This is a genomic window from Nannocystis pusilla, from assembly GCF_020073745.1.
Classification (GTDB): domain Bacteria; phylum Myxococcota_A; class Polyangia; order Nannocystales; family Nannocystaceae; genus Nannocystis; species Nannocystis radixulma.
This window is the reverse complement of sequence record NZ_JAIRAU010000028.1, coordinates 166205-192349: the sequence shown is the minus strand read 5'-3', so window position 1 is coordinate 192349 and position 26145 is coordinate 166205. Positions and strand designations below refer to the sequence as shown.

Sequence of the window (26145 nt, the reverse complement as noted above, 5' to 3'; positions counted from 1 at the left end):
CCGCTCGCCGCCGATTTCGCCGGCCCGCCGCGCCGGACGGGCAGGCCGGCGTTCGGGTTCGCACCGGGCCCGGCCCGACCTCGCGGGGCGCCGACCGGGCGGACGCGCGGGCGGCGGGCCGCAGGTGTGCGAGAGGACATGTCCGGAGGGACATTGAAAAATCGAGGACGGCGCCCGAGGGGATTGTCGATACATGTCTGAAAGGGCATGTTGCTAACGAGGCGTCCGCGACGTATGCCCGAAGAAATCGCGTACGTGCCCTCCGCGACCGGCGACACCGACGATACCGGCGCGGGGGGGCATGGGCGACCACGAGTTCGCCGGTGAGTCGGTAGCGTTGCCCGGCTTCCCGTTCCACGTCAGCGTCGCCGGCGTCAATGGAGAGATCGCCGCGCGCATGCGCGGACGTCGGCGGCCGCGAGCCGGGGCGCGGTCGTCGGCGCGTAATTGTCCGCCCGCAACCGCGGGACAATCGCTGCGACGGCGCCCACGGGTCGCTTTGTCCTATCCACACATCGTGCCCTGGCTGATGTGTTGATATGACAGCGCCGCCTACACGGCATTGCATGGAGGGTCTGCAGAATGACTGCACGTCCACTTATCAATATTTGACGGCGCGGCGGCGCGGGCCGTACCGTGGCGCTCGGGGGGGATGTGCAGATGACAAAGATACGTGCGGTCGTGATGAGTGCGGTGATGCTGCTCGGCGCGGGCGATGCGGTCGCCGGACCTGCGCTGGTGCGGGCCTTCGACCCGGTGCAGGGCGAGCTCCCCGAGTCGATCACCACCGACTGGGCCGGCAACCTCTACATGTCCATGGGCCCGGTGGTGAAGAAGCTGCGGCCGAACGGTCAGTTCACGACGCTGGCGACGCCGCCGGTCCCGGAGGGGACCTTCATGCTCGGCCTCAAGTTCGGCATCGACGGCTGGCTCTACGCCGGCAGCGGGGCGTTCGCGCCCGAGCCCTCGGCGGCGTTCGTGTGGCGGATCCACCCGATCACCGGCGCGACCTACGAGTACGCCGCGCTCGACCCGATGGGCTTCCCCAACGACCTCGCGTTCGACGACCGCGGCAACCTCTACGTCACCGACCCGTTCCTCGGCCTGATCTGGAAGATCGACGACGACGGCGAGGCCGACGTGTGGCTCGCCGATCCTTCGCTCGAGGGCGACCCGGTGACCCCGTTCCTGCCGTTCCACAGCTTCGGCGTCGACGGCATCGCCTTCGACCGGTGGAAGCGCAACCTCTACGTCGGCAACCTCGACTACGGGACGATCGTGCGCATCCCGATCGAGTGCCACGGCGAGCCCGGCGAGCCGGAGGTCTGGGTCGACGACTACGACAAGCTCGCCGGCGCCGACGGCATCGCCTTCGCCGCCGACGGCGATCTCTACGTCGCCGTCAACGGCCGGGACAGCCTGGTGCGCGTCGACCACGACGGCGACGTGCACGTGCTGGCCCAGGGCGGTCTGCTCGACGCGCCCTCGAGCGTGGTGTTCGGTCAGGCGCTGCTGACCTGGAATAAGCTGTACATCACGAGCTTCGCGATCAACCGATACCTCGGCGCCGTGCCGGGCACGCCGAAGCCGTCGCTGTTGTCGTTGACGGTGCCCGACTGGGGCCTCGCCTTGCCCTGAGCGTCGGGCGTGCACCTCGCTGCGCGGAGCGCCGCGTCGCCGGGGCGACGCGCGGCGCCGTGTATGCGTGGCGGCAATGCGGCGCGCGGCGGGAGGCGCGCGAAGGGCGAGGCGCGCGTCCCGACCGCCGTTCCGGGTGTTATCATCACAAGAGATGGCCGCGAGGTCGGGAGCACCGGGGGAGTCCAGCAGCGCGCGCGTCGTGTGCGGGACCCCGGACATGACGGCGCTGTTCGACGCCGCCGAGCTGCTGATGGCGCGCGTGCGGCTGGCGCCGCGGCTGCAGATCGAGGAGTTGGCCGGCGCCGTGCGCGAGCTGTCGGGGCGCGAGCCGTCCGAGCTGTTCGCCGACCCCGAGGGTCTGCGCGGGCTCGTGCACGCCGACGACCTCGAGCGCTACGACGACGCCGTCGCCGGCGTCGAGCCGAGCACCGAGATATTCCGCTGGCGGCCGCAGCAGGCGCCGGTCCGGTGGGTCGAGCAGACCATCGTGCCGTGGCTCGACGAGCACGCGCGCAGGGTCGGGTTCCTGTGCCTGGTCCGGGCCCTGCGCGGCGCGCCGGCGTCGGAGATCAAGCGCGACGAGTCCTACTTCCAGACGCTGCTGCAGACCATCAACGACGGCATCCTCGTCAACGACCCCGACGGCGCGATCGAGTTCGTCAACACCCGGCTCGCGGCCATGCTGGCGACCTCGCCCGAGGCGATGATCGGGCGCCGGATCTTCGACTACATGGACGACGACAGCGCCGCGGCCGCGCGCGCCAACTTGAGGCGCCGGCGCGAGGGCTCCGAGGACCAGTTCGACTTCCGCTTCCGCCGCGAGGACGGCGCCGACTTCTGGGCCATCGTCTCGGCCAAGCCGCTATTCGGTCCGCGCGGCGAGCACCGCGGCTCGCTCGTGGCGATCACCGACATCACCGCGCGCCGCCGCGTCGAGGCGGACCTGCGGCGCGCCCGCGACGAGCTCGAGGCGCGCGTCGCCGAGCGCACCGAGCAGCTGACGCTCGAGGTGCAGGAGCGGCGCCGGGCCGAGACGCTCGCGCTCGAGGCGAGCCGCACCAAGAGCGTCTTCCTCGCCAACATGAGCCACGAGCTGCGCACCCCGCTCAACGCGATCATCGGCTACACCGAGCTGCTGGCCGAGGAGCGCGAGGTCGAGGACGAGCTGCACCGCGACCTCGGGCGGATCCACGGCGCCGCCACGCACCTGCTCGAGCTCATCAACAACATCCTCGACCTGTCGAAGATCGAGGCGGCCAAGATGGAGATCACGCGCGAGCGCTGCGTGATCGGCCCCCTGCTCGACGACCTGCAGAGCACGCTGCTGCCGGCCGCGGTCAAGAACGGCAACCACATCATGGTGCTCTGCTCCGACCCGCAGCGCACGATCGTCGTCGACCGCACCAAGCTCAAGCAGATCCTGCTCAACTTGCTCGGCAACGCGGTCAAGTTCACGCGGCGCGGGTGGATCGAGCTGCGCGTCGGGTTCGAGCGCGAGGACGACGTCGAATTCCTGGTGGCGATCGTGTCCGACACCGGCCCCGGGATCCCCGCCCACAAGATCGGCAGCCTGTTCAGCGCCTTCCAGCAGGCCGACGGCTCGATCGCCCGCAAGTTCGGCGGCACCGGCCTCGGGCTGGCGATCTGCCGCGAGCTGTGCCACCTGCTCGGCGGCGAGATCCAGGTCATGAGCGAGATCGGCGAGGGCACCACGTTCACCGTGCGCCTGCCGCTGCTCCCAGCGTGACTCACTGTGTATATTCTGGGAAATGTCAGCACCCGGGTCCCGACATTCCCCGAATCGCCCCGCGCCGCGAGCGACGAACGCCCCGCCCCGTCGCCGACAAGAGACACGCCGTGAATGACGAGAGATGGCGCCTGGTCGGCGGCCAGCCCTGGCCGTCGACCAGGCGCTCGTGACCTGTCCCCGGGGACATTTCACTTCGAAGCCGACGACGGCGTGTCGGCCTCTCACGGCTGCAGCCGTGCCAGGGGTCCGGGGAAGGGCCGGCTGCGAATACGAGGGCAAGATGACCCCGACGCAGGAGGGGTCATCGGCACGCTGAACTCGCAGCCGGCCCTTCCCCGGACCCCCCGCGAGGCGCAGTCGGCAATTCGCGGAGCACCGGCCCCATCGGCTCAGCGCGCGAGCGACCGTGCCACGTCGAGCACGCGGTCGACCCGCGGCCGCTTGTAGAAGCGCTCGCCGTCGTCCTCGAAGAACACGACCTTGCCCCGTGCATCCATGATGAACGTGCCCGCCAGGCCGACCCCGTTGCCGAAGTCCCAGCGCGACCACGCCTTCAGCATCACGCCCTCGGTGTCGCTGAGGATCGGGAACGTGAGGTGTTGGCGCTCGACCATGATCTTCGCGCCCTCGAGGTCGTCGGCCGACACCGCGGCCACGCCGACCCCGAGCTTCGTCAGTTCAGGCAGTACTTCCTGCAGCTTCCCGAGCTGCACCCGGCAAAAGGGTCACCAGTGGCCGCGATATGTGACCAGAATGAGTCCGTTCGGGCCGGTGAGATCCGCCAGGCCTCGCGTATTGCCGAGGCTGTCCGGCACCGCGAATTCGGGGGCCACCGCGAAGGGCGGCGGGGCCTCCGCGCGGCTGGGCGGGACCGGACCGTCGCCTCGGCCGGCGCAGGCCGTGATCTCGGCGACGAGGTGAGCGGCGAGCGCGAAGACGCGAGCGCGACGGGGCATCACGGCGAGGCTATCCGGACCGATGAGGCCACGGCAAGGGCCGTGGTACGATGCCCCCAGACTCGTGTCTTCTCCCGCCGATCTGTCGCTGGACACACCGCTGACGCCGGTGCTGTCGCAAGTGAGCCCGCCGCCCGAGGGCGGCACGCCGCTCACGCCGCCGGTCGACGGCGAACCGGCCAACGACTGCGCGATCGACATGGAGCCGCTGCCGAGCCAGATCGGTCGCTTCAACGTGCTGAAGCGGGTCGGCTCCGGCGGCATGGGCGTGGTCTACGTCGCCTACGACCGCGACCTCGACCGCAAGGTCGCGCTCAAGGTCCTGCGCACGGCCGCGATCAGCCGGACCAAGCGGGACAAGGCGCGTCACCGCCTGATGCGCGAGGCGCAGGCGATGGCCCAGCTGTCGCACCCGAACGTGATCGCGATCTACGACGTCGGCTCGGTCGACGACCAGATCTTCTTCGCCATGGAGTTCGTCAAGGGCCTCACCTTGACCAAGTGGTTGCGCTCGGCGGAGGGCCCGGACGGGCCGCGGCGGCGCACCTGGCAGGAGGTGCTGCTGGTGTTCCTGCAGGCCGGGCGCGGGCTGGCGGCGGCGCACAAGGCCGGCATCATCCACCGCGACTTCAAGCCCGACAACGTGCTCATCGACGCCGAGGGCCGCGTGCGCGTCGGCGACTTCGGGCTCGCGCGCGCCGGCCACGGCCTCGGCCCGCTGGCGCGGCCCGACACGTACACCGAGGCGATCAAGGCCATGGCCGAGAAGAGCCTGCTCGACATGCGGATCACCCGCACGGGCGGCATGACCGGCACGCCGGCGTACATGGCCCCGGAGCAGTACCTCGGCCAGGCCACCGACGCGCGCACCGATCAGTTCAGCTTCTGCGTCGCGCTGTACGAGGGCTTCTACGGCCAGCGGCCGTTCGTCGGCGACCGCGTGCCCGTGGTCCGCGAGGCCGTGCTCGCCGGCCGGATCCAGGACGTCCCGAAGGACACCGACGTCCCGGCCTGGCTGCACCGGATCGTCCTGCGCGGCCTCAGCGTGCGCCCCGCCGATCGCTTCAAGTCGATGGACGAGCTGCTCGCCCACCTGACCGAGAGCCAGCGCCCGCGCCGGATCGGCCGCCGCGTCGCGCTCGCCGGCGGGCTCGCGGTCGCCTTCGCCGGGGCCGCCTTCGCCGTCTACGACGTCGTCAAGGCCCGCCCCGAGGCGCCTGTCCCCGCGGGCATGTGCGAGGCGCCCGACCTCGGCTGGGACGACGCCCGCAGGTCGGCGCTCGCGCGCGCGCTGGCCGAGCGCCCCGGCGGCGACGCCTTCGCCCGCCCGACCCTGGCCGCGCTCGACGCCCACGCGCAAGAGCTTCGAGACATGTTCCAGGAGACATGTCGCAACGCGCAGGTCGAGGACGGCCCGGCCGGCGAGGCCGCGGCGCGCCGGCGGGCCTGCCTCGAGCGGCGCCGCAGCGCGTTCGCCGGGCTGGCGCGGGCGCTGGCCGAGGCCGCGGGTCCGGCGCTCGACCGGGCCGGCACGGCGCTCGACGCCCTGCCGGCGGCGCGCGACTGCGACGACCCGCGGCGGCTGTCCGCGGCCGTGGCCTTGCCGGAGGACGAGGAGCGGCGGCAGGCGGTGCAGCGGCTGCGCGCCGAGTTCGACTACGCGGGGGCCGTGCTGGCGCTGGGCGACGCGCCGCGGGCGTGGGACATCGCGCGGGCGCTGGCGGCCGACAGCGAGGCGTTCTTGCCGGCGCGGGCCGAGGCGCTGTACGGGCGGGCGGCGATCGAGCGGGCGCTCGGGCGCGCGGAGGCGGCCGCGCGCGGGCTGGCGGACGCGCTGTGGGCGGCCGAGGCGAGCCGCCACGACGAGGTCGCGGCCGACGCCCTGACCCTGCAGTTCGCGGTCGAGTGCGAGGACCTCGGGCGCCGCGGCGAGGCCCGCCGGCTGTGGCCGCGCCTGTCGGCCGCGCTGCAGCGGCTCGGCGACGACGGCCGCCGCGAGGCCAGCGCGCGCGGCCGCTACGGCCGGGCCCTGCTGCAGGAGGGCGACGTCGAGACCGCGCGCGTCGAGCTGACGGCGGCCCTGCGCCGCGGCGAGGAGACCCTCGGGGTCGAGCACGCGCGTCTGCTGCCGATCTTGCTCGACCTCGCGACCGCGTGTCAGCGCGGCGGTCGCGACCGCGAGGCCCAGGGCCACGTCGCCCGCGCCGGCGAGCTGGCGGCCGCCCTGCTGCCGCCGGAGCACCCCGACCGGGCCCGCGTCCACGTCGTCGCCGGCGACCTCGCACGCGCTCGCAGCGACGAGGCCGCGGCGCGCGAGCGCTACGACGCGGCCCTGGCCATTTATTCCAAGATCTACGGACAGGACCATCCGGACATGTCCCTCGCGCTGGTCGGGCGCGGGCTCGCGGCGGCGGCCGACCAGCGGTGGGCCGACGCCGCCGGCGACCTGCGGCGCGCGCTCGCGGCGTGGGAGCACGTCCTCGGGCCCGACCACCCGCGCCTCATCGAGCCGCTGACGTGGCTGTGCGCCGTCGACTCCGCCCTCGGCGAGCACGCGGCCGCCCAGGCCGCCTGCAACCGCGCGCTGGCGCTGGCGAGCCGCGCCGCCGTGCCCGCCCAGGTCGCGCTGGCCCGCTTCGCCCTCGCCAAGGCCCGTGCCGCCGCGGCCCAGGCCGCCGGCGAGACCGGCCCCGAGAGCCGGGCGCAGACGGTCGCGCTGGCCCGCCAGGCCCTGGGCGAGGCGTCCGCCGGCGGTGAGACGGCCCTCGCCGCCGCGATCTCGGCCTGGATCGCCGGCCAGGGCTGAGCCGACGCGCATGTCTCCGAGGGCATGCTCGATCGAGCATGTGCAATTAGTCATGCTTCAAGGGACATGCCCCAAGAAGCATGTCGCGTCACGGCTCGGCGCGGCCCTCGAGGAGCACCGGCAGCGACGGGGTGACCGACTGGCCGGCCTCGGCCGCGGCGATCTCGGCCTGCAGGGCGTCGTAGAGCGCGCGCCAGTCGAGCGCGGGCAGGGCGAGGGCGGCGGTCAGGCGGGCGGCGAGCAGGCGGGTGTAGATGGCGCCGAAGATCGTCATGTCGGGGCCGGGGTCGCAGCCGAAGCTGGTGCGGTCGTGACGGGCCGCGGCCAGCCCGACGAGGCCGGGCACGCCGGCGAGGGCGGGGGCGAAGCCGCCGGCGTGGCAGGCCTGCAGCACCACGACCTTCGGCGTCGCGGCCGGGAACGCCAGCAGCGCGCGGGCCAGCATCGCCGGCGAGAACACCAGGTCGTCGACGGCCGCGCCGGCGCGGCGTGCCGCCATCAGGAACGCCGGGTGGGCCCCGCGGCCGGGCCCGGCCGCCAGCTGCAGCGCGTACTGGTCGAGCATCTCCGCATCTGGCGCTTCGAGCAGGTCCTTCGGGACATCCGGCGGAAGCAGCGAGGCGAGCCCGTGGGTCGTGACGTACAGGTAGAGGAACGGCGGCTCGCGGGCGGCCGCGCGGGCCAGGTGCTCGCGCACGATCGCCGTGGCGGCCGGATAGCAGCCGGCGAGCTCGGCGGCGAGGCGGCGGTACTGCGCGCGGTCGCGGCGGAACGCCTCGCGCGTGGGCATCGCCCAGTAGCACGCGATCTCGTCGGGCTGCACGCCGCGCTCGCGCAGCAGCTCGCGCTGCGCGACGATCTCCTGCGCGAAGTTGGCGACGTCGGAGCCGCCGGCGACGAGGAACACGTGGGCCCGCTCGGGCAGCGGCGCTGTGCTGTACGGCACGGCCTCGCCGAAGCGCGTGTATGCGAGCGGCACCCCGCAGCCGACGAGCGCGAGCGCGAGCCCGATCGTCGCGACTGCGCGCAGCAGGCTCGTCGCGATCCTGCCGCGAGCCGGGCGCGTCGACGGTGGCTTTCTGACAATGGTTTTCAATGCCGTCGCCAGGACCGGAGGTACCGTAGCACGCGCGGCGAGCGGGCACTCCGCATCCACCTGTCACGAAGAGCCTGTCTTGAAGGCAAGGTGATTCGGGGGCAACCCTGGGGCTTTCGCGCCCCATCCGCGATTGGACGCTTGATCGCAACAGTGATGAAATGGTATCGATTGTTGCGCTATGAACAGTGTTTCCCTCTCCTGGATTGCGAGCGCTCGCAAAGCGTCGCTCGCCCTCGTCGCGCTGCTCCCCGTCGTCGCTGGTTGTGACAAGGACGACGGCACGGGTTCCGACACGGACACGGCCGCCAACACCGACGCGACCACCAACAACAACACCATGACCGCGCCGACGTCGACCGACGGCACCGACACGACCGGCGACACCGACGACACCGACACCGCGCCGACGACGACGGACGGGCCGGTCGACGTCGACTACGAGACGGACATCCAGCCGATCTGGACCGCGAGCTGCACGACCGGCTGTCACACGGCCGGCGGCACCGCGGCGTCGTGGTTCGTCATCACGCCCGGCGACTCGCACGGCGCGCTCGTCGGCAAGAACGCGCTCGAGCTGCAGACGATGCAGCTCATCGCGCCCGGCGATCGCGACGCGAGCTACTTGTGGCACAAGATCAACAACACGCACATCGACGTGGGCGGCAGCGGCACGCCGATGCCACCGCCGCCCGCGGAGGGGCTGTCGTCGGACGAGCTCGCCAAGATCGGCGCGTGGATCGACGCCGGCGCGAATCCTTGATCGCGTGATGACGTGAGCGCGTGAAGTGGGTGCGTGCGACCTCATGGTTCGCACATGAAGTGGCCGCCGCTCCGCTCGGGAGTGCCCCGAGCGAGCGGCGGTGCGCGTGTCTGCAGGCCGATCGTTGTGATAGTGTGCCGCGCCGATGAACACCTCGCTTCGATTGATCTTCACCTGCTCCCTCTTCGCGCTGCCGCTGGCCGCGTGCGGCGATGACGGCGGGGCCACCGAGACGAACGCCAACACGCAGGGCTCCACCGACGACAACACCACGTCGGCGACCGAGACCGACGCGACCACGACGACGGGCACCGCGACCGAGACGACCGCGACCGAGCCGACGACGACCGCCGAGCCGACCGCCACCGCTCCCACCACCGAGGAGCCCGGCACCACCACCGACGAGCCCGGCACGACGACGACGACGACCGGGCCCAGCACCGCCACCGAGCCCGAGACGACCGTCGAGCCCGAGACCTCCACGACGACCACCACCGGCCAAGGGCTCAGCTGGGAGACCGACGTGTTCCCGCAGGTCATCGAGGGCAACTGCGGCTGCCACGCCCAGGGCTCCGGCGGCCTGACGATGACGAACGCGCAGGACTCGTACGCCAACATCGTCGGCGTCGCCTCGTCCCAGGCGGCCGGCTTCGACCGCATCGAGCCCGGCGACCCCGCCGCCTCGTACCTCCTGGCCAAGATCGAGGGCGTCGCCGGCGAGGCGCCGTTCAACGGCAGCAACGGGTCGCAGATGCCGAAGGGCGGGCCGCCGCTGTCGGCCGACACGATCGCCCTGCTCGAGCAGTGGATCACCGAGGGCGCCGCGCCCTGAGCCGGCGCCGCGGAGGCGCCCTCGCGCGAAGGGGCATGCCCGATCGGGCATGCCCCTTTCTGCATGTCCCCCAGGACCGGTCCTGAAGGACAGCCGCTAGGCGAGCCGGCCGGCGACTACCTTCCAGTCGACGTTGGCGAAGAAGTCGTCGATGTAGGCGGCGCGGTCGGCCGGCAGCGGCTTGCGGTAGACGGCGAAGGCGTGCTCCCACACGTCGAGCGCGAGCAGCAGGCGGGCGCCGGCCGGGTGACCGTTCTGGTGCTGCTCGACCCAGTGGTTCCAGATCTGGCCGTTGCTCGGATCGAGGTAGGTGAGGGCCCAGCCGACGCCCGGCATCTTGGCGACGCCGACGAGATCCGCCTTCCAGGCGTCGATGCTGCCGAACTGCGCGATCACCTTCTTGGCGAACGCGTTGTCGTCGCGCAGCTCGTCGGCGTTCGCCTTGAGGCCGTCGAAGTAGTACTCGTGCAGGCGCATGCCGTCCCACTCCCAGCCAGCGCGGCGCTTCAGCTCCTGGAACGAGGAGTCGCCGGTCTTGCCGTCGTTGCTGAGGTCGGCGACCCTGGTGAACAGGGCGTTGGTGCGGCTCACGTAGCCCTTGTAGAGCTTGAGGTGGACCTCGATCTGCTCGTCGGTGATCCCGACCAGGCCCCTCAGGTGCGTGTAATCCTTCGGCTTGTATTCGATGGGTGTGTATTTGGTCATCACTGGCTCTCCTCGGAGCCCGGGAAGGTAGCGCCGCGGCAAGCGAGCGCTACCACACGGGGCGCATCTGGCGCCCGAAGGGTCCTGGCCGCGATCTGGGCGTCGGAGCGCGCGCCGGGCGGGAGCGCGCGAGAACGCGGAGGCGCCGCATGGCCAATTTCCCGCTCGCGGGCGGCCGGCATCGACTTGACACCCCCGGGAAGGCGCGGCTACTTTCCCGGCCCTCCAACGCCTCGCATAAGGCCGCTCGCTATGTCGCAAGTCTGTCAGGTCACCGGGAAGCGCCCTCAGGGCGGCATGAACGTGTCGCATTCGCACATCCGCACGCACAAGCGGAACATCCCCAACCTGCACCGCAAGCGCTTCTTCGTGCCGAGCGAGGACCGCTGGGTCACCCTGCGGGTCAGCACCCACGGTCTGCGCGTGATCGACAAGCGCGGCATCGAGGTCGTGCTCGCGGACCTCCGCGCCCGCGGCGAGAAGATCTGAGCCGACGAGCCCGCTGTCGGGGCGGTTCGCCGAGATCCCGGCGAGCCGACCGTCGGCGACCGCAGTCGCAGCGACAAGACGGAAGAGCGCATGGTCGAGATCCTCGTCCCGTTCTTCTTCTTCTTCAGCGTCATCATGGCGCTGCTCGGGCCGAAGTACCTCCGCTTCAAGCACGAGCAGCGGATGAAGGAGCTCGAGGCCGGCGCCGGTGAGGCCGGCCAGCTCAAGGCCCTGATGGCCGAGCGCAAGGCGTTGCTCGAGGAGCGCAAGGCGCTCGAGCAGCGCGTGCAGTCGCTCGAGACCATCGTCTGCAACGTCGACTTCGAGCTCAACGCCAAGCTGCAGCGGCTGGCGGTGGCGACGCAGAGCATCGCCGCGCTCGGCCCGGCGCCGAACGCCCGCGCCGCCGTGACCGCCGCGAGCGAGGCCGAGGGCCTGGTCGCCGGCCAGGTCCGGCCCGGGCAGCGCGTCGCCAACCGCTTCGTCGTCGCCCGCCTGCTCGGCGCCGGGGGCATGGGCGCGGTCTACCTCGCGCGCGACGAGCAGCTCGGCGAGGAGGTCGCGCTCAAGGTGATCGCGGGCCTCGGCCTGCTCGACCCGAGCGCCGCCGATCGCCTGCGCCGCGAGGCCAGCACGGCGCGGCGGATCTCCCACCCCAACGTCGTGCGCCTGCACGACATCGGCGAGGAGAGCGGCCTTCTGTTCCTGTCGATGGAGTACGTGGCCGGCGAGAGCCTCGCGGCCCGGCTCAAGCGGATCGGGGCGATCCCCGCCGCGCAGCTGCGGCCGATCGCCGAGCAGCTGTGCGACGGCCTGGCCGCCGCGCACGCGGCCGGAGTGATCCACCGCGACCTCAAGCCGGCCAACGTGCTCCTCGCCGGCGACCGCACGGTCAAGATCATCGACTTCGGGATCGCGCGTCCGCTGGCCGAGGCCGGCATGACCGCGACCAACATGGTCGTCGGGACACCCGAGTACATGGCGCCCGAGCAGGTCCGCGGCGGCGTCATGGACGCGCGCACCGACATCTACGCGCTCGGCGCGATGCTCTACCACGCGCTGACCGGCCGGCCGCCGTTCGCCGCGCCGTCGCCGATCGCGCTCGGCCTGGCGCACTGTCAGGAGCCGGTGCCGGCGCCGCGGCTGTTGCGGCCCGACATCCCGGTCGAGTGGGAGGCGCTGATCCTGCGCGCGCTCGAGAAGGACCCCGCGCGGCGGTTCCAGAGCGCGAGCGAGCTGCGCGAGGTGTTCCGCGCCGCCGAGGCGCCGACGTGGCACGGACCGGCGCCGACCGTGCGCGTGTGAGCCTCACTTCGCCGCGTAGCGGCGGTGCAGGAAGCTGGCCTCGAGGCGGGTGACGCCGGGCGCGACGTCGCGGAAGCGGACGAAGTCCCACGCGTTCGGGGTCGCGATCGCCTCGCCGGGCGTCACCGTGTGTTCCCACTGGATCACGCTGACGTCGTCGACGAAGGCGATGCCGGTCCCGCGCCTCGGTCGACCTTGCCGAAAGGACAGGTGCATCCCGCTCGCGCCCGCGGGCGGGTCGACGGCCGCGGCGAAGCGCGTCCACCCGTAGCTGCCGGCGGCCTGGGTGTGCACGACCTGCTCGGCGAGCAGAGCGTCTTCGTGGAAGAAGCGCACCCGCACCGTCACGGCCCCGGCCGACTCGCCGCGCAGGTGGCCGCGGATCGTCAGCGGCCTGTCGCCGTCGACGGGGACGCGGCGGCGGGTGGTGAGCGAGATCGTGTCGGCGTCGGCGGCCGCGCGCCGCAGCGCCGCCGCCCGCGAGCCGCGGCGCACCGACCGGCTCTGCACGAACGCGGACGGGCTCGTGTCCCAGCCGAACGCGTCGCCGACCTCGCCGTCGACGTCGTGGTCCTCGAAGTCGCCGTGGTCGAGCACGTCGCGGCCGAGATCGATCTCGGCGTCGGCGTCGGCGTCGACGCGCGCGAGGCTGTCGGCCGGGCCGCGCGGGGCGAACATCACCGGCCCGCTGGCGCGCCCGAGGAGGTCGAGCCGGAGCGGCTCGCGGGCGTGGATGAACGCGTACTGATTCGGGTGGTTGAAGGCCAGCACGCGCGCGCCGGCGGTGAAGACGACCGCGCCGCGCAGGCCGTCGACCTGCTCGTCGCGGGGCGGACGCGTCGGCAGGTGGGTCGACAGGTGGGCGAGCCAGCGGCCGACGCGGGCCAGGCCGGCGCCGGCGAGCAGGCGCGGCACGTAGCCGTCGAGGCGCAGCGGGATCAGCACGACGCGCGCGACGTCGTGGCCGCCGCCGAGCGGGCGCGCGTCGACGTCGACCACCGCGATCACCGACTCGAGCGTCTCGTGGGTGTGCTGGTCGAACAGGAAGTTGCCGAGCGACATGAGCACGAAGCGGCGCGCGTCGGGCCCGTCGACCACGCCGATCCCGTGCAGCACGTGCGGGTGGTGGGCGACGACCAGGCCGGCGCCGCTTTCGATCGCGTCGACGAACAGCGCGCGCATGCCCGGGGTCGGGTAGCGGGTGTACTCGACCCCGCCGTGCAACATCGGCACCGCGAACGCCTCGCCGGCGTCGGCGAGGAAGCTGCCGAGGTTCAGCGTCGACGCGTGCAGCGCCCCGGCCTTGGCCGGGTCCTGGGCGGTGAGCCGGTAAGACGGCTGGTCGGCGCCGTCGACCTGCATCTGCGACAGGCCGAGGAGCGCGACGTCGACGCCGTTCAGCGCGCGGCCGATGACGCTGCTCCGCGCCGTGCTCTCGTTCATCGCCGCGCCGGTGCCGTCGAGGCCGGCGGCGCCGATCGCCGCGAGCGTGTCGCCGACGCCGGGCGCGAGGAAGTCGAACACGTGATTGTTGCCCGAGCTGACCGCGTCGACGCCGGCGTCGACCAGGCCGAGCAGCGTCTCGGGGTGTGAATGCAGCAGGTACGGCTTGTAGGGGTGGGGCGTGTCGGGGCTGTCGGTGACCACGCATTCGAGGTTGGCGACGGTGTAATCGGCGGACCCCAGCACGTCGCGGACGAATCGCAGCACCCTCGCGGCGTCGGCGGCCCGCGACTTCGGGCGGATCAGATCGCCCGGCTCGCCCTCGACGCCGTCCTCGTCGGCGTCGACGTAGCGCCGGCCGAGCATGCTGTCGCCGACGAACATCAGGCGGGTTCGCCCGGGCCGGCGCGCGGTCATCTCGATCGCGCCGGCGTCGACCGAGGCGGCCCGCGGAGGCCGTTGCAGGTCGACCGGCACCAGCTCCGTGTAATGCGAGGGGTGGGAGATCCGCAGCAGCAACGAGCGGCGGGCCAGGTCGCGGGCGGCGAAGCGGCCGTCGCGGCCGGTGATCAGCCGCGGCCGCGCGCCCTTGGCCGCGAAGTCGACGAGTTCGACGGTGGCGCCGGCGAGCGGCCGACCGTCGCGCCCGACGATCCGCCCGCGCAGATCGATCGGCGCGTCGACGGGCGCGCCCGTGAGCCACGACTCCGGGCCGGCGCGCACGCTCGGGGACGCGACCGCGGTCGCGAATGCGAGGAGCAGCGGGACGACAGGTCGCGTGTGATCGAGCGCAGACATGGTGCTCGCTCGACTGTGGATCGCGGTGAAGGCGCGACCAGCGAGCGGCCGGTCGTTCGCCGCGGGACCGCGCTCGGGGCCGTCACCTTTCTCCGGCGCGCCCGTAAAGCCAGGCAACGGAGACAACATGCGTACCACCATCGCCTCGCTCGCCATCCTCCTCGGCACGCTGCTCGGACCGGCCGGCTGCCAGAACGACCCCGAAGTCCAGGCCCGCATGGCCGCGCTCGCCGACATGCCGGGCATCACCGTCACGATCGCCGGGGCCGACCTCGACCACGCGAAGGCCCAGGCGATCTCCAAGCACATCGAGGGCAAGGCCGGGGAGACCACCGCGGCGATGGTGCGCATGAAGAAGGACAGCGAGGGCGAGTCGTCGCTCGAGATCGAGCTGTACGCCAATTCGCTGCCGAGCGGCGAGGCGCTGACCGCCGACCTCACATCCGCCTTCCCCGAGCTGGCGGGCGCGACGATCTCGATCGCCCCCGCGATCGGCGGAGCGGCCGGCGACCTGCCGATCATCGAGGTCAGCAAGGACCTGTCGCCCGAGGAGGCCAAACAGGAGATCCTCGACCAACTCCAGGCCGAGGGCGTCGACGGCAACGTCGACGTGAAGATCCAGGACAGCGCCGAGGGCCGCCGGATCGAGGTCAAGGTCGACAAGCACGAGATCCACTGAGCCGGCGCGAGCCCATGACGCGCCGTGAATGACGAGAGACGGCGTCTGTACGGCGGTCAGCTCGGGCCGTCGAGCAGGCGCCTGTCACATGTCTCGACGGCGCCGCGGTCTCGAGACGATGGAACAGCCGATCGGCGACGAGCCCGGCGAGATGGTCGACGGGCACCTCGACGGGCGGGATGCCGACCACGACCGGCGGCACGACAGAGGACCAGGGGGGTTCGATGAGCACGACCGTGGAGCCGACCGCCGGCAGCTCCGCGACCGAGCCGGTGACCCCGAGCACGGGCGAACCGGGCACCACGACCTCGAGCACGACGGTCGGCAACGGCCACGTCTGGCTGTGCGACGAATACGGCTCAAAATGCCGCGACTACGTGCCGATGGACGGCGACAAGGACGCGTGCTCCTGCTTGCTCCCGCAGTAGCCACGGCGGGGTCCGGCGCCGCACCGTCGGACCCTCGCCACGTCGCGGCGCACGAGCCGACGTCAGAAAGACGCCCGTCGAGAGGAATGGGCAGGGGCGCGGTGGGGTTCATGTGCACTCGATGCGACGAACCGAGAACAGAGCACAGAATGGAAGCTGTCGATCGCGGGGCGCGGGGGCCGGATACCTCGTGTGGGCGGCCATCGTGGCCGGCGCCTGCGGTGATGAAGGCAGCGGCTCGAGTGACGGCACCGAGGGCACCTCCGGCGTCACCACGAGCACCGCCGAACCCGGGAGTACGAGTTTGGAGAGCACCACCGGTGTGGTCGAGCCCACGACCGAGACGGGAGCCAGCTCCGGCGATACCGGCGACGAGGATGCCTGCGCGGCCTTCTGCGCCGCGGTTGTGGCGTGCGCTCCCGATGTCGTCGTCGCCGACTGCATCGAGGCGTTCTGCGGTGACGAGGGCGCGGACCCGGCGTGTGTGGCGGCCACCGATGCCCGCCACACGTGCCTCGCCAGCATGAGCTGCGACGACATCCTCGTCTTCCTCGACGAGGAGGAGCCGGGGCCGTGCTCCGAAGCCGTCGCGCAGGAGGTCGAGATCTGCACCGGCCAGAAGGCCTGCGATTACGAGGCGAACGGGGCGGTCGACGGCAGCGCCTGCAGCATCGATTTCGAGTGCATCGGCGAACCACCGCAGACGATGCAATGCGACACGGAGACCTGTAATTGCATCGAAGACGGCAGCACGACCGGGTCGTGCGCCTCCGAACAGATCTGCGCGAGCTGGACGGATCTCGAGAGCGTCCAGTTTCTGGTGGAACTGGCGGCGACCTGCTGCAGCTTCGGGCCCGCCGCATGACGGCGCGAAATTCGAGCGCCGCCGGGTTGCCCTGGCGGCTCCTCGCGCCTTCGCTGCCGGCGAACAATGACCCCGAAGACATGCTCTGAAGGACATGTCTTCAGGGTCACCTGGGGCCGATCAGCTCGCCCTGGTCCTCGGTCTCGATGCGGATCTTGACCTCGCGGCGGCCGGCGCCGTCGTCGAAGATCTCGACCTGGGCGTCGCCGTGCAGCCCGCGGGCCTCGAGGCGGCGCAAGATCTCCGCGCGGGCGGCCTCGGCGTCGGCGTGGTCGAGCAGCTCGACGTCGAACAGCTCGAGCCCGAGGCGGCCGCCGAGCGTGCCGTGCACCGTCTCGACCAGCGGCTCGAGCCGGCAGCCCTCGACCTTCAGCTCCGGCACCGCCGCGAGCTCGGCCAGCAGGTCGTCGTCGTCCAGCGCCGCGTCCAGGCCCCACAGGTCGATGCGCGCGCTCGCGGGGCCGGCGTCGTCGGCGTGGACCCGCATCGTCACCTGTTCGGCGCCGGAGCGCCCCTGCAGGCGGTCGGCGAGCTCGCGCAGGGCGTCCTTCTCGATCAGCTCGGCGCTCGTGGTCTCGCACCAGACCGTCGTGCCGAAGCCGCGGTCGTAGTCGTAGGGCATCCGGCAGGCCGCCGCGATAGCGACCGCGGCCAGGCCCGACGACAGGGCCCAGCGGTGGCCGCGGACGAACGCGGCGACGCCGGGCCGCGCCGGCGCGGGGTGACGGCGCGAGAGCCTGGCCATGAGGTCCTGTTCCAAGGACGGTGGTGGAACGGACATGTCCGACATTTCACGTGGTTCGGCGGCGCCGTACAGGCGGCGGAGCGCCGTGGGGAGGCGGTCAGGCCAGGGCACCTTCGGCTCCTTTCTTGCCCGCGGCGGGGCGGAGGCGGGCGCGGAGGTCGCGGAGGGCCCGCGACACGCGTTGTTTGACGGCGGCCTCCTGCAGGCCGAGGACCTCGGCGATCTCGCGGTGGCGCAGGCCGTCGGCGAAGCGGAGGGCCAGCAGCTCGCGGGTGTCGGCGGGCAGGTCGCGGACGAGCGCGGCCAGCCGAGCGAGCTCCTCACGCTGCAGCAGGCCGCTCTCGGGGCCCTCGGCGTCGCTCGGCAGGAGGTCGAGGAGGTCGGGGGAGGCGGCGGGACGGGCCTTGCGCAGGTGGTCGATGACGGCGTTGCGGGCGAAGGTGAGCAGCCAGCCGCGGACGCTGCCGCGCGCGCGGTCGTAGTCGCCGAGCCGCTCGACGAAGGCGACGAACACGCGGGCGGTCAGGTCCTCGGCGTCGGCGCGGCCGTGGATCCGGCGCGCGACGAAGCGGACGACCTCGGGGTAGAGGTCGCGGTAGAGGGCGCGGAACGCCTCGCCGTCGCCGTCGCGGGCGCGGGCGAGGCGACGCGCGTGGAGCTCGTCGCGCAGCGGCCAGGGGAGCTGCATGTCTGTCCCCAGGGTACGGGCCGGGGCGAAAAAGGTGACGGGCGCGAAGTCACGGCCGTCCGGCGTCCCGCGCGCGGCGGAGACGGCGGCGCTCGCGGGGCGGGTGGGGGCCTCAGCCCGGCGGCATGAAGTTCTCGCAGGCCTCGTCGATCAGGCCGATCGCCTCCGAGAAGAATTGCTTGTAGGAGGGCGCGCAGATCTGGCCGATGAAGCCGTTGGTGAACTGCTCGGTGAATTGGACGATCCGCGGCGACAGCTCGGCGCCGGTGATGCCGCCGTTGCACTTGTCGAGCGCGGGGCACATCGGATTGGTGGGACCGATCAGCGACAGCACGACGATGTTGGTCTCGACGTCGCCCTTGGCGGCGACCAGGCCGGTGTACCAATCGCCGGGCTCGCCGGGCGAGCCCGACTGCGGCAATTGCTGGCAGGCCTGGACCTCGTGGTCGTCCTCCTCGTCGGTGATGAGGACGACGACCAGCAGCGCGTCCTCGCGGATGAAGCCGTCGTTGCAGGCGCCGGGCGCGTTGTGCTGCGGCTGCACCGCCTGCAGCATGGCGTACATCGGCTGCTCGTTGCCGTCGCCGCCGGTGCCGACCTGGCCGGCGCAGGCGAACTTGGTCTGGAGGTCGTCGGCCTCGCTCATCCAGTTCTTGCCGCCGGCGTAGGGCGTGCACGTGGCGTTGCTCGAGTTGGCGCCGCCGGTGCGGTTGATGAGGCCGCCGTGCATCTGGCAGCCGGCGCCGTTGTAGTTGTTGCCGTCGCTGCTGACCACGCCGACGTGATAGCTGTCGGTGTTGCTCAGCTGGGTCTGCATCTCGGACACGAAGTCGGGGAAGCTGTTGACGAGGTTGATCTGCTCGTCGGCCATGCTGCCGCTATTGTCGATGACGAACAGCAAATCGACCTTTTTGCAGCCCGTGTCGGGCTGGGGCAGGCCGCCGTCGGGCGGCGAGCCGATGTCGAACTTCGGGTTCGGGCCGCTGTCGGCGCTGCTGGTGACCGGCTCGCTGGTGTTCGCGTCGGTGCTCGCGTCGGTGCTGGTCGGGGTGGCGGTCGACTCGGTGCCGGTGCCGGTGGTGTCGCCCGGCAGCGTCAGATTGCTGAGCGAGCCCGGCGTCATCGTCTCGCTCGAATTGTTGCCTCCGCCGCCGTCGTCGCTGCAGGCAGCGAGCAGGCAGAGCGGCGTGACGAGGGTCAGGGCGAGGGCGCGCATCAAGAATCACGGTACGCCCAGGAGCCAAGCGCTTGCAAGCGGGGGTCCCCGCGGGCGTGCATTCTCGGCCCGGAGGTCACGCGCGGACGACCGACCCCGGCGACGACGCGGCGGCGAATTAACGGCGCTGCGGCAGATCCAGCGCTGCTGGTGGCCGTCGCGGGGGCGGGCGGTGCGTGCGCGTGGCGGTGGATCCGAGGGCCGGAGAAGGCAGGCCGCGAGCGCGAGCGCGAGCGCGAGCGCGCGGATCGGGCCCGGGAGACATGGCGGGGGCCGTTCGCGTCGCGGCGACGAGGATTCGCTCGCGGGCGTGAATGACCATAGGATCGCACTCTGCACAATTGCGGGGGCGTGGATTTCGGGGCGCGGGATCGCGTGCAGGTCGGCCGATGGGGGCGCGATTTCCGGCTTGGCGGCTCTCGCGCGGCCGGGCATCCTCGCCGCGGTTTCCGGAGAGCTTCGTCATGATTCGTGCCCTGTTCGCGCTGTCCGTCACGCTGCCCCTGTTCGCCGCCGGTTGTGGTCCGGTCGGCCCCGCGCTCGCGACGGAGAGCGACACGGACACGTCGACCGGCGGCGACGACACGACCGCAGCGACCGACACGACGCTCGATCCGACGACGACCGTCGGCTCGGTCACCGTCGATCCGACCACGGCGACGACGACCACGGCGACGACCGTCGAGCCGACCACGGAGCCGCCGTATCCCACGACCCCGGGGGGAGTGTGCGGCGACGGGTTGCTCGACCCGGGCGAGGCGTGCGACGACGGCAACGCCGATCCGGCTGACGCCTGCAACGCCTGCCAGCTGGCGGTGTGCGGCGACGGGATCGTCTTCGAGGGCGTCGAGGCGTGCGACGACGGCAACACCGACGACAACGACCTGTGCCTCGGCACCTGCCAGCTGCCGTTCTGCGGCGACGGCCACGTCGGCCCCGGTGAGCTGTGCGACGACGGCAACGACCAGGACGACGACGGCTGCACCGCGCTGTGCCTGGTCGAGTTCTGCGGCGACGGCGTGACGCAGGCCAGCGAGGGCTGCGACGACGCCAACGACGACGACGGCGACGACTGCACCAACAGCTGCGCGATCGCGGTGTGCGGCGACGGGAGCCTGCATCAGGGCGTCGAGCAGTGCGACGACGGCGACGACGACGACGGCGACGACTGCCGCAACGACTGCGTGACGGCGACCTGCGGCGACGGGGTGATCCACCAGGGCGTCGAGCAGTGCGACGACGGCAACGACGACGACCTCGACGCCTGCCGCAACAGCTGCGCGGCGGCGACCTGCGACGACGGGCTGAAGAACGACGGCGAGACCGGCCTCGACTGCGGCGGCCCGACCTGCGGCGGCTGTCCCGAAGGACAGGGGTGCACGGTCGACGACGACTGTCAGAGCGGCAGCTGCGAGGCCGGCACCTGCGGCGGCGTCGAGCTGGTGGTGCCCGATTGCGCCCCGGAGGCGGTCACGGCCGAGCAGGTGTGGACGACGGTGGTGCAGCCGAAGTGCGGCTGCCACGCGGGCGGCTCCGGCGGCCTGACGATGACCAGCGCCGCGACCCTGAAGAGCAACACCGTCGGGGTCGACGCGACGAACGCCGACATGGCCCGCGTGACTGCCAGCAATGTCGCCGACAGTTATTTGCTGTACAAGATCCTCGGACAGCAGAATAACGTGGCGGGCGGCGGCGGTGCGACGATGCCGCTCGGGGGCTCGCTGAGCGACGCGGAGAAGTGCACCCTGATCAATTGGGTCGCGAGCGGCGCGAACTGAGATCGCGGACAGCTGTCATTGTCGCCGGCGGACAGCTGTCATTGGCGCCGACGTGCGACGATGTCGGTGCAGCGATTCGTGCTTCGGCACCGGCACCGATGGGGACTATGTTCCTCGCGGTGTTCTTGCTATCAAGGGCCCGATCCCCCGTCGCGGGGACGAGACCTCATGGCGCTGCAAAAGACCGCGTATCCGTACGCCCACGGCCCTGATTACAGCCGGCTGTTCAGCTGGGGGCTGAGCCTGAAGAACTTCAGCGATCTGTACCTGGCGTCGGGGATCGGCGCGCACGATGCCGGTGGCACGATCCAGTTCCCCGGCGACGCGGTCGCGCAGACGCGATTCATCCTGCAGCAAATCCCGGGTCTGCTCGCCGAGGCCGGCTACGGCGTCGGCGACATCGTCCGCGTCGAGTACACGTTCACGCGCGAGGTCCCGCGCGACTCGTTCCCCGCCATCTTCGCGGTGATGGCCGAGTTCCTGGCGGCCGAGCGCATCAAGCCGACCGCGGGCACGCTGCGGGTGGTCGAGGCGCTGGCGTTCGACAACCAGCTGGTCGAGTACGAGTTCTGGGCCGCGCGCTAGACGTGCTCCGGCGCCGGCTCGCGCGACGGCGCCCACGCGCTCGGTCGCACCTGAACCGGCCCGTGCGGTCTTGCGCGGCGCCGGCTAGCTCGAGGAGCCGCCGCCGCCGAACGGGTTGACGAACTCGATCACGTACGAGGCGACCTCGCCGTGATCGTCGAGGTCGTAGGTGTTGTCGTCGCAGTTGTTCAGGTCGTCCCAGGCCTCGTAGGTCGGCTCGGCGAACACCAGGCCGGGCGGCGAATAGGTGGGGTTGCGGTGTACGCCTTCGGGGAAGGCGGAGGTGTACGATTTGCAGGAGGCGCCGGAGGTGCTGTAGACCGACTCGAGGACGAAGTTGTAGGACCCGACGATCGGGGCCGGCGGCAGGTAGCTCGGGTCGAGTTGGTCGAACATCGGCGGGTTGTGGGCCAGGTCCCTGAAGAAGACCTGCGTCCCCTGGACCGTCCGCGCGTCGCCGGAGTAGTACGCCCGGTACGCGTTGATCAGGGCGTTGTAATTGTCGCGACCGTAATGCCGGTTCACGATGCCGCTGCCGGTCACGACGTTCCACCCCGAGTTCGGCAGGACCTCCAGGTTGGTGGCGCCCTTGGCGAGCGCCTGTCGCTCGCAGGCCAGCACCACGCTCTGATCGTCGCTGACCAGCTCGGCCAGTTGCTTGGAGTAACGGAGGCGCACGTTCTTGAGCACGATCGCCTTGTTCGTGCCGTCGGCCTGGGGACAGACGTGATACCAGCCCGGGCGCTCCGAATCTTCAGGGAAGGTGTCCGTGTCGGCCGGGGTGACGTCGGTGAAGACCGTGTATCGCGGCATGTCGAAGTAGGTGCCCGCGCTCGGCGTCGTCTCGGTCTTGATCGCGAGCTCCACGGTGGTGGAAGGGCCCCCGCCCGTGGGCTGGACAATGAACGTGAAGACCGTACCCTCGACGCTCACCTCCTGCTGGTTGACCGTTCGCACCGCCGTCAAGCGCCCCTCGTCGGTGACCTGGAGCGTGACCTCCTCCTCCACGTCGTCGATGATCTTGGTGGCGCCGGTCATCTCGAAGGTGACGCCGGCGTAGGGGTCGGGCTTGGGGGTGTCGGCGAAGCGGGGGAAGTTGGAGAAGGCGTAGTCGCCGACCCAGGGCGAGTTCCCGAGGCAACGAATGTCGCCGGGGCATTCATAGTCGGCTTCGTCGCTGGTGTCGCGAAAATCGACGGCGTCCGCGCTCGCGAAGCCGTCGGAGTCGGCAGCAAGGTCACCGCAGGCGGCGGTGTGGAGCGCGAGTACGGTGGGGATGGCGAGCGAGGTCCTGGTGATTGTCCGCATGGTCGATCTTCAATCAAGGTTGGTGCGGTGCGTGGAGCTCGGGTCGAGCGTCGCCCCGGAGCGTCTTGCTACCCGGCAAGTGTCCCGGCGAGCTGCAACAATTCCTCCGGACACGAGACGGACGTCATGCCCGGCGAGTGCAAAACCGCACGATGAGGCGCGCAGCGCTTCCGAGGGCAGGGCGGCTCATGTCGAGCGAAAAAGAACTCGCAGGCCGCGAGGATTGAAGTCATGCCCGGGCTCAGGCTACGGAGAGTGGAGGCACATGACACTCGAGCCCGGCTCCACGCCTCCAGGCATCGGCGTCACGCCCCGATCCGCGGGCGACGACGACCGTGGCGCCGGCTCGCCCACCGAGCCCTCGGGAAAGGACTGGGATGAGCCGCCGACGGCGTTGATGGCCGGGCGCCCGGGACCGGCCGAGGGCAGTGACTCGGTCGCCAAGCGGTTGTTGAAGCGAGCGCTGTTCCCTCGCCGATCCCAGCCCGTGATGATCGGGCGCTTCAACGTGCTCCGCCAGCTCGGCCAAGGCGGCATGGGGGTCGTGTACGCCTGCTACGACGACAAGCTCGATCGCAAGATCGCGGTCAAGGTCCTCCACGCCGAGATCGTGCGCTCGCAGAAGAACGCCGAGGCGCGGCTCCTCCGCGAGGCGCAGGCGATGGCCCGGCTGTCCCACGCCAACATCGTCGCGGTGCACGACGTCGGGCAGACCGAGAGCACGGTGTACGTGGCGATGGAGTTCGTCGACGGCTCGGACCTCGACGCCTGGTTGAAGACGCCGCGCCCGTGGCGGGCGATCGCGGCCGCGTTCGTGCAGGCCGGCCGCGGTCTGGCAGCCGCGCACAGGGTGGGGATCGTCCATCGCGACTTCAAGCCGCAGAACGTGATGATGACCGAGGACGGCACGGTCAAGGTGCTGGACTTCGGCCTCGCGCGCGCGAGCGAGGGCGAGGGGCGAGACGAATGGTTGACGAGCGTGACCGACGGGAGCGAGCTCTCGAGCTCGCACCTGCGGTCCTCGCTGACGAGGACCGGCACGGTGCTCGGGACGCCGGCGTACATGTCGCCCGAGCAGCACCGGGGCGAGGTGGCGACCACGGCCAGCGACCAGTTCAGTTTTTGCGTGTCGCTCTATCAGAGCCTGTACGGCGCGCCGCCGTTCGCCATGCACTCGTACGAGGCGCTTCGCGCCGACGTCCTGCGAGGGAACGTCGCGCCGCCGCCGGTGCGGAGCCCGGTGCCGTCGTACGTCTTCAAGGTGCTCCAGCGCGGGATGCGTCCCGAGCCGAGCGCGCGGTTCAGGTCGATGGAGGAGCTGCTCGCGGCGCTGGAGCGCGACCCGCGGGCGAAGTACCGCCGCGTCGCCGCGCTGGTCGCGAGCGTGGCGATCACGGGGGCGGCCAGCGCGGCGGTGTTCCAGGCCGGCGCGGTCGAGCAGTGTCCGGACGCGCACGCGGAGCTCGCGGGCATCTGGGAGCCGGCCCGCGCCGAATCCGTGCGCGCGGCCTTGCGGGCGCTGGATCCGGGGCACGCCGACGAGATCCTGGCCGTGATCGAGCCGCAGATCGATCGATACGCCGAAGCCTGGGTGCAGATGCGCAACGAGGCCTGTCGGGCCCACGCCGAGGGGCGCCATTCGATGCAGCTGTTCGACCTGCGGACGGGGTGCCTCGATCAGCGACGCGCAGCGCTCGATGCGATGGTCGACGCGCTCACGACGGCCGACGCGGCGCGCCTGGAACACCTCGGGCGGGCGGTCGCCGGTCTGCCGCGGCTGAGCGGCTGCGAGGACGTCGAGGCGTTGATGTCGGTGATCCCGCCGCCCGACGACGCGGAGCTCAAGGCGCGGGTGCAGCGGCACCGCGAGGGGCTCGCGCGGGCGGAGGTGCACGAGCAGGTCGCCGAGATCCAGCGCGGGCTGGAGCTCGTCGACGGTGTCCTGGCCGACGGCGAGGCGGTCGCGTACGAGCCGCTGCGCGCGGAGGCGTATCTCCGCAAGGCGGGGCTGCACATGCAGGACGGCGAATGGTCGGCGGCGGTGGCCGCGTTCGACCAGGCGCTGTGGACGGCGGTCGGGATCGGCCACGTGCCGGTCGCGGCGCAGGCGAGCTCGCGCCGGGGATATCTGCTCGCGTACCCGCTGCGGCAGCCGGCGCAGGCCGCCGCAGAGCTGCCCCTCATCGCCGCGTTCAACCGGCGCGTGCAGGGCGACGTCGATCTGTACGCCGAGTTCCTCCTCAACGCCGGGACGATTCATCTCCAGGGGGGTGAACCGGAGCAGGCGAGAGAGTCGTGGGAGGAGGCGAGGGCGCTGCTCGAGCAGCACGACAGACTCGAGACGCCGCTCGGTCTGAACGTGCTCCGCAACACGGCCGTGCTGCTGGCCGACGCCGACCTGACCGAGGAGACGGCGGCGCTTCGGCGCCGGATCGTCGAGCTGTCGGAGAAGTTCATGGGCCCGCGTCAGGCCGAGCGCGCGATGTACGAGGGGATGCTGGCGTTCGCGCTGATCGATCTCGGCCGGCCCAAGGAGGCGCTCGAGCGGATGCGGGGCTTTCACGCGCACCTGAGCCGCGTGGGGAGCAAGCAGGCCCGGTTCGTGGCGACGCTGACGCTCGCGCACGCCGAGATGATGAGCGGCGCCGCAGGTGCAGCGCTTCGCCGCATGGACGAGGTGCGGCGCGCGGAGCCCGAGCAATTCGGCGCGAATTATTGGTCGTGGGCGATGCTCGCGGCGGCGATGGACGGGGACTTGCCGGCGATGCGCGAGGCACAATCCGTCGTCCGCGATGCGCTCGACGAGCACGATCCGCGCGACCGTCGACACCAGCTGCTCCTCCGGTTCTACGCGCGGGCGCTGCGGGTCGCAGGGGTCGAGGCCGAGAGCGTCGCGCCGCTGGAGAGCGCTCGCGCGGCGCTCGCCGGGTCGGACGACAGGGCGGACGTCGTGGCCGCGGCACGGCTGTCGCTCGCCCTGGGGCAGGCGCGGGTGCGGCTCGGCGAGCTCGACGCCGCCGAGCGCGACCTTCACGCCGCGCTGGCGACGTTCGAGCGGTCGCTGCCGCCGCGCCACCTCGACCTGGCGGAGGTCATGACGGCGCTCGGAGAGGTCGCGCTCGAGCGGCGGCGATCCGCGGCGGCGATCGAGTGGTTGGCGCGAGCCGAGGCGATCTACACATCGACGGCCGAGCCCGACCATGCGCCGCTGGTGCGGGCGCGGGCGCTGCTCGATCGGGCGCGGGACGACGCGGCGGAGCGGTGAGCCG

Annotated in this window: 22 protein-coding genes; 13 read left to right on the top strand and 9 right to left on the bottom strand. The window is 71.7% G+C overall.

Annotation, left to right across the window (positions count from 1 at the left end; genetic code table 11):
• Window positions 1-684 precede the first annotated feature (684 nt).
• Entirely contained in the window at window positions 685-1638 is a 954-nt protein-coding gene (locus tag K7C98_RS22335; protein ID WP_224193754.1) for an SMP-30/gluconolactonase/LRE family protein, read from the top strand.
• A 220-nt stretch (window positions 1639-1858) separates the two neighbouring features.
• Window positions 1859-3388 carry a PAS domain-containing sensor histidine kinase gene (locus tag K7C98_RS22330; RefSeq protein ID WP_224193753.1) on the top strand — a complete coding sequence of 510 codons (1530 nt, stop codon included), beginning with the start codon at window positions 1859-1861 and terminating at the stop codon, window positions 3386-3388.
• Between the two features lie 392 nt (window positions 3389-3780).
• Here the strand turns inward: K7C98_RS22330 and K7C98_RS22325 are convergent, their stop codons facing one another.
• A complete protein-coding gene (locus K7C98_RS22325) occupies window positions 3781-4104 on the bottom strand; it encodes a redoxin domain-containing protein (protein WP_224193752.1) in 324 nt (107 codons plus the stop codon).
• 12 nt (window positions 4105-4116) lie between these two features.
• Entirely contained in the window at window positions 4117-4347 is a 231-nt protein-coding gene (locus K7C98_RS22320) for a hypothetical protein (RefSeq protein ID WP_224193751.1), read from the bottom strand.
• A 64-nt stretch (window positions 4348-4411) separates the two neighbouring features.
• On the opposite strand from K7C98_RS22320, the gene K7C98_RS22315 reads away from it, so the two are divergent.
• Window positions 4412-7153: a protein kinase domain-containing protein gene (locus K7C98_RS22315; RefSeq protein ID WP_224193750.1), complete on the top strand. Its 2742-nt coding sequence runs from the start codon at window positions 4412-4414 to the stop codon at window positions 7151-7153.
• Between the two features lie 88 nt (window positions 7154-7241).
• On the opposite strand, the gene K7C98_RS44955 is transcribed toward K7C98_RS22315, so the two are convergent.
• A complete protein-coding gene (locus K7C98_RS44955; protein ID WP_224193749.1) occupies window positions 7242-8099 on the bottom strand; it encodes a C13 family peptidase in 858 nt (285 codons plus the stop codon).
• A gap of 331 nt (window positions 8100-8430) precedes the next feature.
• On the opposite strand from K7C98_RS44955, the gene K7C98_RS22305 reads away from it, so the two are divergent.
• Together K7C98_RS22305 and K7C98_RS22300 are read left to right on the top strand one after the other, a co-directional pair.
• On the top strand, window positions 8431-9012 hold the full coding sequence (locus tag K7C98_RS22305; protein ID WP_224193748.1) for a hypothetical protein: 582 nt from the start codon (window positions 8431-8433) through the stop codon (window positions 9010-9012).
• Between the two features lie 145 nt (window positions 9013-9157).
• Window positions 9158-9844 carry a hypothetical protein gene (locus K7C98_RS22300; RefSeq protein WP_224193747.1) on the top strand — a complete coding sequence of 229 codons (687 nt, stop codon included), beginning with the start codon at window positions 9158-9160 and terminating at the stop codon, window positions 9842-9844.
• 96 nt (window positions 9845-9940) lie between these two features.
• Here K7C98_RS22300 and K7C98_RS22295 read toward each other — a convergent pair whose 3' ends face one another.
• Window positions 9941-10549: a superoxide dismutase gene (locus K7C98_RS22295; RefSeq protein ID WP_224193746.1), complete on the bottom strand. Its 609-nt coding sequence runs from the start codon at window positions 10547-10549 to the stop codon at window positions 9941-9943.
• Between the two features lie 252 nt (window positions 10550-10801).
• On the opposite strand from K7C98_RS22295, the gene rpmB reads away from it, so the two are divergent.
• Window positions 10802-11038, top strand: coding sequence for a 50S ribosomal protein L28 (rpmB, locus tag K7C98_RS22290; RefSeq protein WP_224193745.1), 237 nt, complete (start codon window positions 10802-10804; stop codon window positions 11036-11038).
• A gap of 90 nt (window positions 11039-11128) precedes the next feature.
• A complete protein-coding gene (locus K7C98_RS22285; RefSeq protein WP_224193744.1) occupies window positions 11129-12343 on the top strand; it encodes a serine/threonine-protein kinase in 1215 nt (404 codons plus the stop codon).
• Between the two features lie 3 nt (window positions 12344-12346).
• Here the strand turns inward: K7C98_RS22285 and K7C98_RS22280 are convergent, their stop codons facing one another.
• The gene (locus tag K7C98_RS22280; RefSeq protein WP_224193743.1) at window positions 12347-14584 is read right to left on the bottom strand and encodes a CapA family protein; all 2238 of its coding nucleotides are present in this window, start codon (window positions 14582-14584) and stop codon (window positions 12347-12349) included.
• Between the two features lie 127 nt (window positions 14585-14711).
• On the opposite strand from K7C98_RS22280, the gene K7C98_RS22275 reads away from it, so the two are divergent.
• From K7C98_RS22275 to K7C98_RS22265, 3 genes are all read left to right on the top strand, one after another.
• Complete coding sequence (locus K7C98_RS22275; protein ID WP_224193742.1) at window positions 14712-15263, top strand: hypothetical protein; 552 nt, start codon at window positions 14712-14714, stop codon at window positions 15261-15263.
• A 224-nt stretch (window positions 15264-15487) separates the two neighbouring features.
• Entirely contained in the window at window positions 15488-15691 is a 204-nt protein-coding gene (locus K7C98_RS22270) for a hypothetical protein (RefSeq protein WP_224193741.1), read from the top strand.
• A 190-nt stretch (window positions 15692-15881) separates the two neighbouring features.
• Window positions 15882-16556 (top strand): hypothetical protein, encoded by a 675-nt coding sequence (locus K7C98_RS22265; RefSeq protein ID WP_224193740.1) that lies wholly within the window; start codon window positions 15882-15884, stop codon window positions 16554-16556.
• A gap of 106 nt (window positions 16557-16662) precedes the next feature.
• Here K7C98_RS22265 and K7C98_RS22260 read toward each other — a convergent pair whose 3' ends face one another.
• The 3 genes from K7C98_RS22260 to K7C98_RS22250 form a co-directional block, all read right to left on the bottom strand.
• The gene (locus K7C98_RS22260) at window positions 16663-17301 is read right to left on the bottom strand and encodes a hypothetical protein (protein ID WP_224193739.1); all 639 of its coding nucleotides are present in this window, start codon (window positions 17299-17301) and stop codon (window positions 16663-16665) included.
• 97 nt (window positions 17302-17398) lie between these two features.
• Window positions 17399-17989 (bottom strand): RNA polymerase sigma factor, encoded by a 591-nt coding sequence (locus K7C98_RS22255; RefSeq protein WP_224193738.1) that lies wholly within the window; start codon window positions 17987-17989, stop codon window positions 17399-17401.
• Window positions 17990-18101: 112 nt separating this feature from the next.
• The gene (locus tag K7C98_RS22250; protein ID WP_224193737.1) at window positions 18102-19205 is read right to left on the bottom strand and encodes a hypothetical protein; all 1104 of its coding nucleotides are present in this window, start codon (window positions 19203-19205) and stop codon (window positions 18102-18104) included.
• A 464-nt stretch (window positions 19206-19669) separates the two neighbouring features.
• On the opposite strand from K7C98_RS22250, the gene K7C98_RS22245 reads away from it, so the two are divergent.
• Window positions 19670-20983 (top strand): DUF4215 domain-containing protein, encoded by a 1314-nt coding sequence (locus K7C98_RS22245; RefSeq protein ID WP_224193736.1) that lies wholly within the window; start codon window positions 19670-19672, stop codon window positions 20981-20983.
• 168 nt (window positions 20984-21151) lie between these two features.
• Window positions 21152-21568 (top strand): Rid family hydrolase, encoded by a 417-nt coding sequence (locus tag K7C98_RS22240; protein WP_224193735.1) that lies wholly within the window; start codon window positions 21152-21154, stop codon window positions 21566-21568.
• Window positions 21569-21652: 84 nt separating this feature from the next.
• Here K7C98_RS22240 and K7C98_RS22235 read toward each other — a convergent pair whose 3' ends face one another.
• Window positions 21653-22876: an ADYC domain-containing protein gene (locus K7C98_RS22235; protein WP_224193734.1), complete on the bottom strand. Its 1224-nt coding sequence runs from the start codon at window positions 22874-22876 to the stop codon at window positions 21653-21655.
• A gap of 265 nt (window positions 22877-23141) precedes the next feature.
• Between K7C98_RS22235 and K7C98_RS22230 the strand changes: the two genes are divergently transcribed.
• Window positions 23142-26141, top strand: coding sequence for a serine/threonine-protein kinase (locus K7C98_RS22230; protein WP_224193733.1), 3000 nt, complete (start codon window positions 23142-23144; stop codon window positions 26139-26141).
• Window positions 26142-26145 lie beyond the last annotated feature (4 nt).

Coding starts and splice junctions, on each gene's coding strand:
- K7C98_RS22335 (WP_224193754.1), top strand. CDS start 685: ATGAGTGCGGTGATGCTGCTCGGCGCGGGCGATGCGGTCGCCGGACCT.
- K7C98_RS22330 (WP_224193753.1), top strand. CDS start 1,859: ATGACGGCGCTGTTCGACGCCGCCGAGCTGCTGATGGCGCGCGTGCGG.
- K7C98_RS22320 (WP_224193751.1), bottom strand. CDS start 4,347: ATGCCCCGTCGCGCTCGCGTCTTCGCGCTCGCCGCTCACCTCGTCGCC.
- K7C98_RS22305 (WP_224193748.1), top strand. CDS start 8,431: ATGAACAGTGTTTCCCTCTCCTGGATTGCGAGCGCTCGCAAAGCGTCG.
- K7C98_RS22300 (WP_224193747.1), top strand. CDS start 9,158: ATGAACACCTCGCTTCGATTGATCTTCACCTGCTCCCTCTTCGCGCTG.
- K7C98_RS22295 (WP_224193746.1), bottom strand. CDS start 10,549: ATGACCAAATACACACCCATCGAATACAAGCCGAAGGATTACACGCAC.
- rpmB (WP_224193745.1), top strand. CDS start 10,802: ATGTCGCAAGTCTGTCAGGTCACCGGGAAGCGCCCTCAGGGCGGCATG.
- K7C98_RS22285 (WP_224193744.1), top strand. CDS start 11,129: ATGGTCGAGATCCTCGTCCCGTTCTTCTTCTTCTTCAGCGTCATCATG.
- K7C98_RS22280 (WP_224193743.1), bottom strand. CDS start 14,584: ATGTCTGCGCTCGATCACACGCGACCTGTCGTCCCGCTGCTCCTCGCA.
- K7C98_RS22275 (WP_224193742.1), top strand. CDS start 14,712: ATGCGTACCACCATCGCCTCGCTCGCCATCCTCCTCGGCACGCTGCTC.
- K7C98_RS22270 (WP_224193741.1), top strand. CDS start 15,488: ATGAGCACGACCGTGGAGCCGACCGCCGGCAGCTCCGCGACCGAGCCG.
- K7C98_RS22260 (WP_224193739.1), bottom strand. CDS start 17,301: ATGGCCAGGCTCTCGCGCCGTCACCCCGCGCCGGCGCGGCCCGGCGTC.
- K7C98_RS22255 (WP_224193738.1), bottom strand. CDS start 17,989: ATGCAGCTCCCCTGGCCGCTGCGCGACGAGCTCCACGCGCGTCGCCTC.
- K7C98_RS22250 (WP_224193737.1), bottom strand. CDS start 19,205: ATGCGCGCCCTCGCCCTGACCCTCGTCACGCCGCTCTGCCTGCTCGCT.
- K7C98_RS22245 (WP_224193736.1), top strand. CDS start 19,670: ATGATTCGTGCCCTGTTCGCGCTGTCCGTCACGCTGCCCCTGTTCGCC.
- K7C98_RS22240 (WP_224193735.1), top strand. CDS start 21,152: ATGGCGCTGCAAAAGACCGCGTATCCGTACGCCCACGGCCCTGATTAC.
- K7C98_RS22235 (WP_224193734.1), bottom strand. CDS start 22,876: ATGCGGACAATCACCAGGACCTCGCTCGCCATCCCCACCGTACTCGCG.
- K7C98_RS22230 (WP_224193733.1), top strand. CDS start 23,142: ATGACACTCGAGCCCGGCTCCACGCCTCCAGGCATCGGCGTCACGCCC.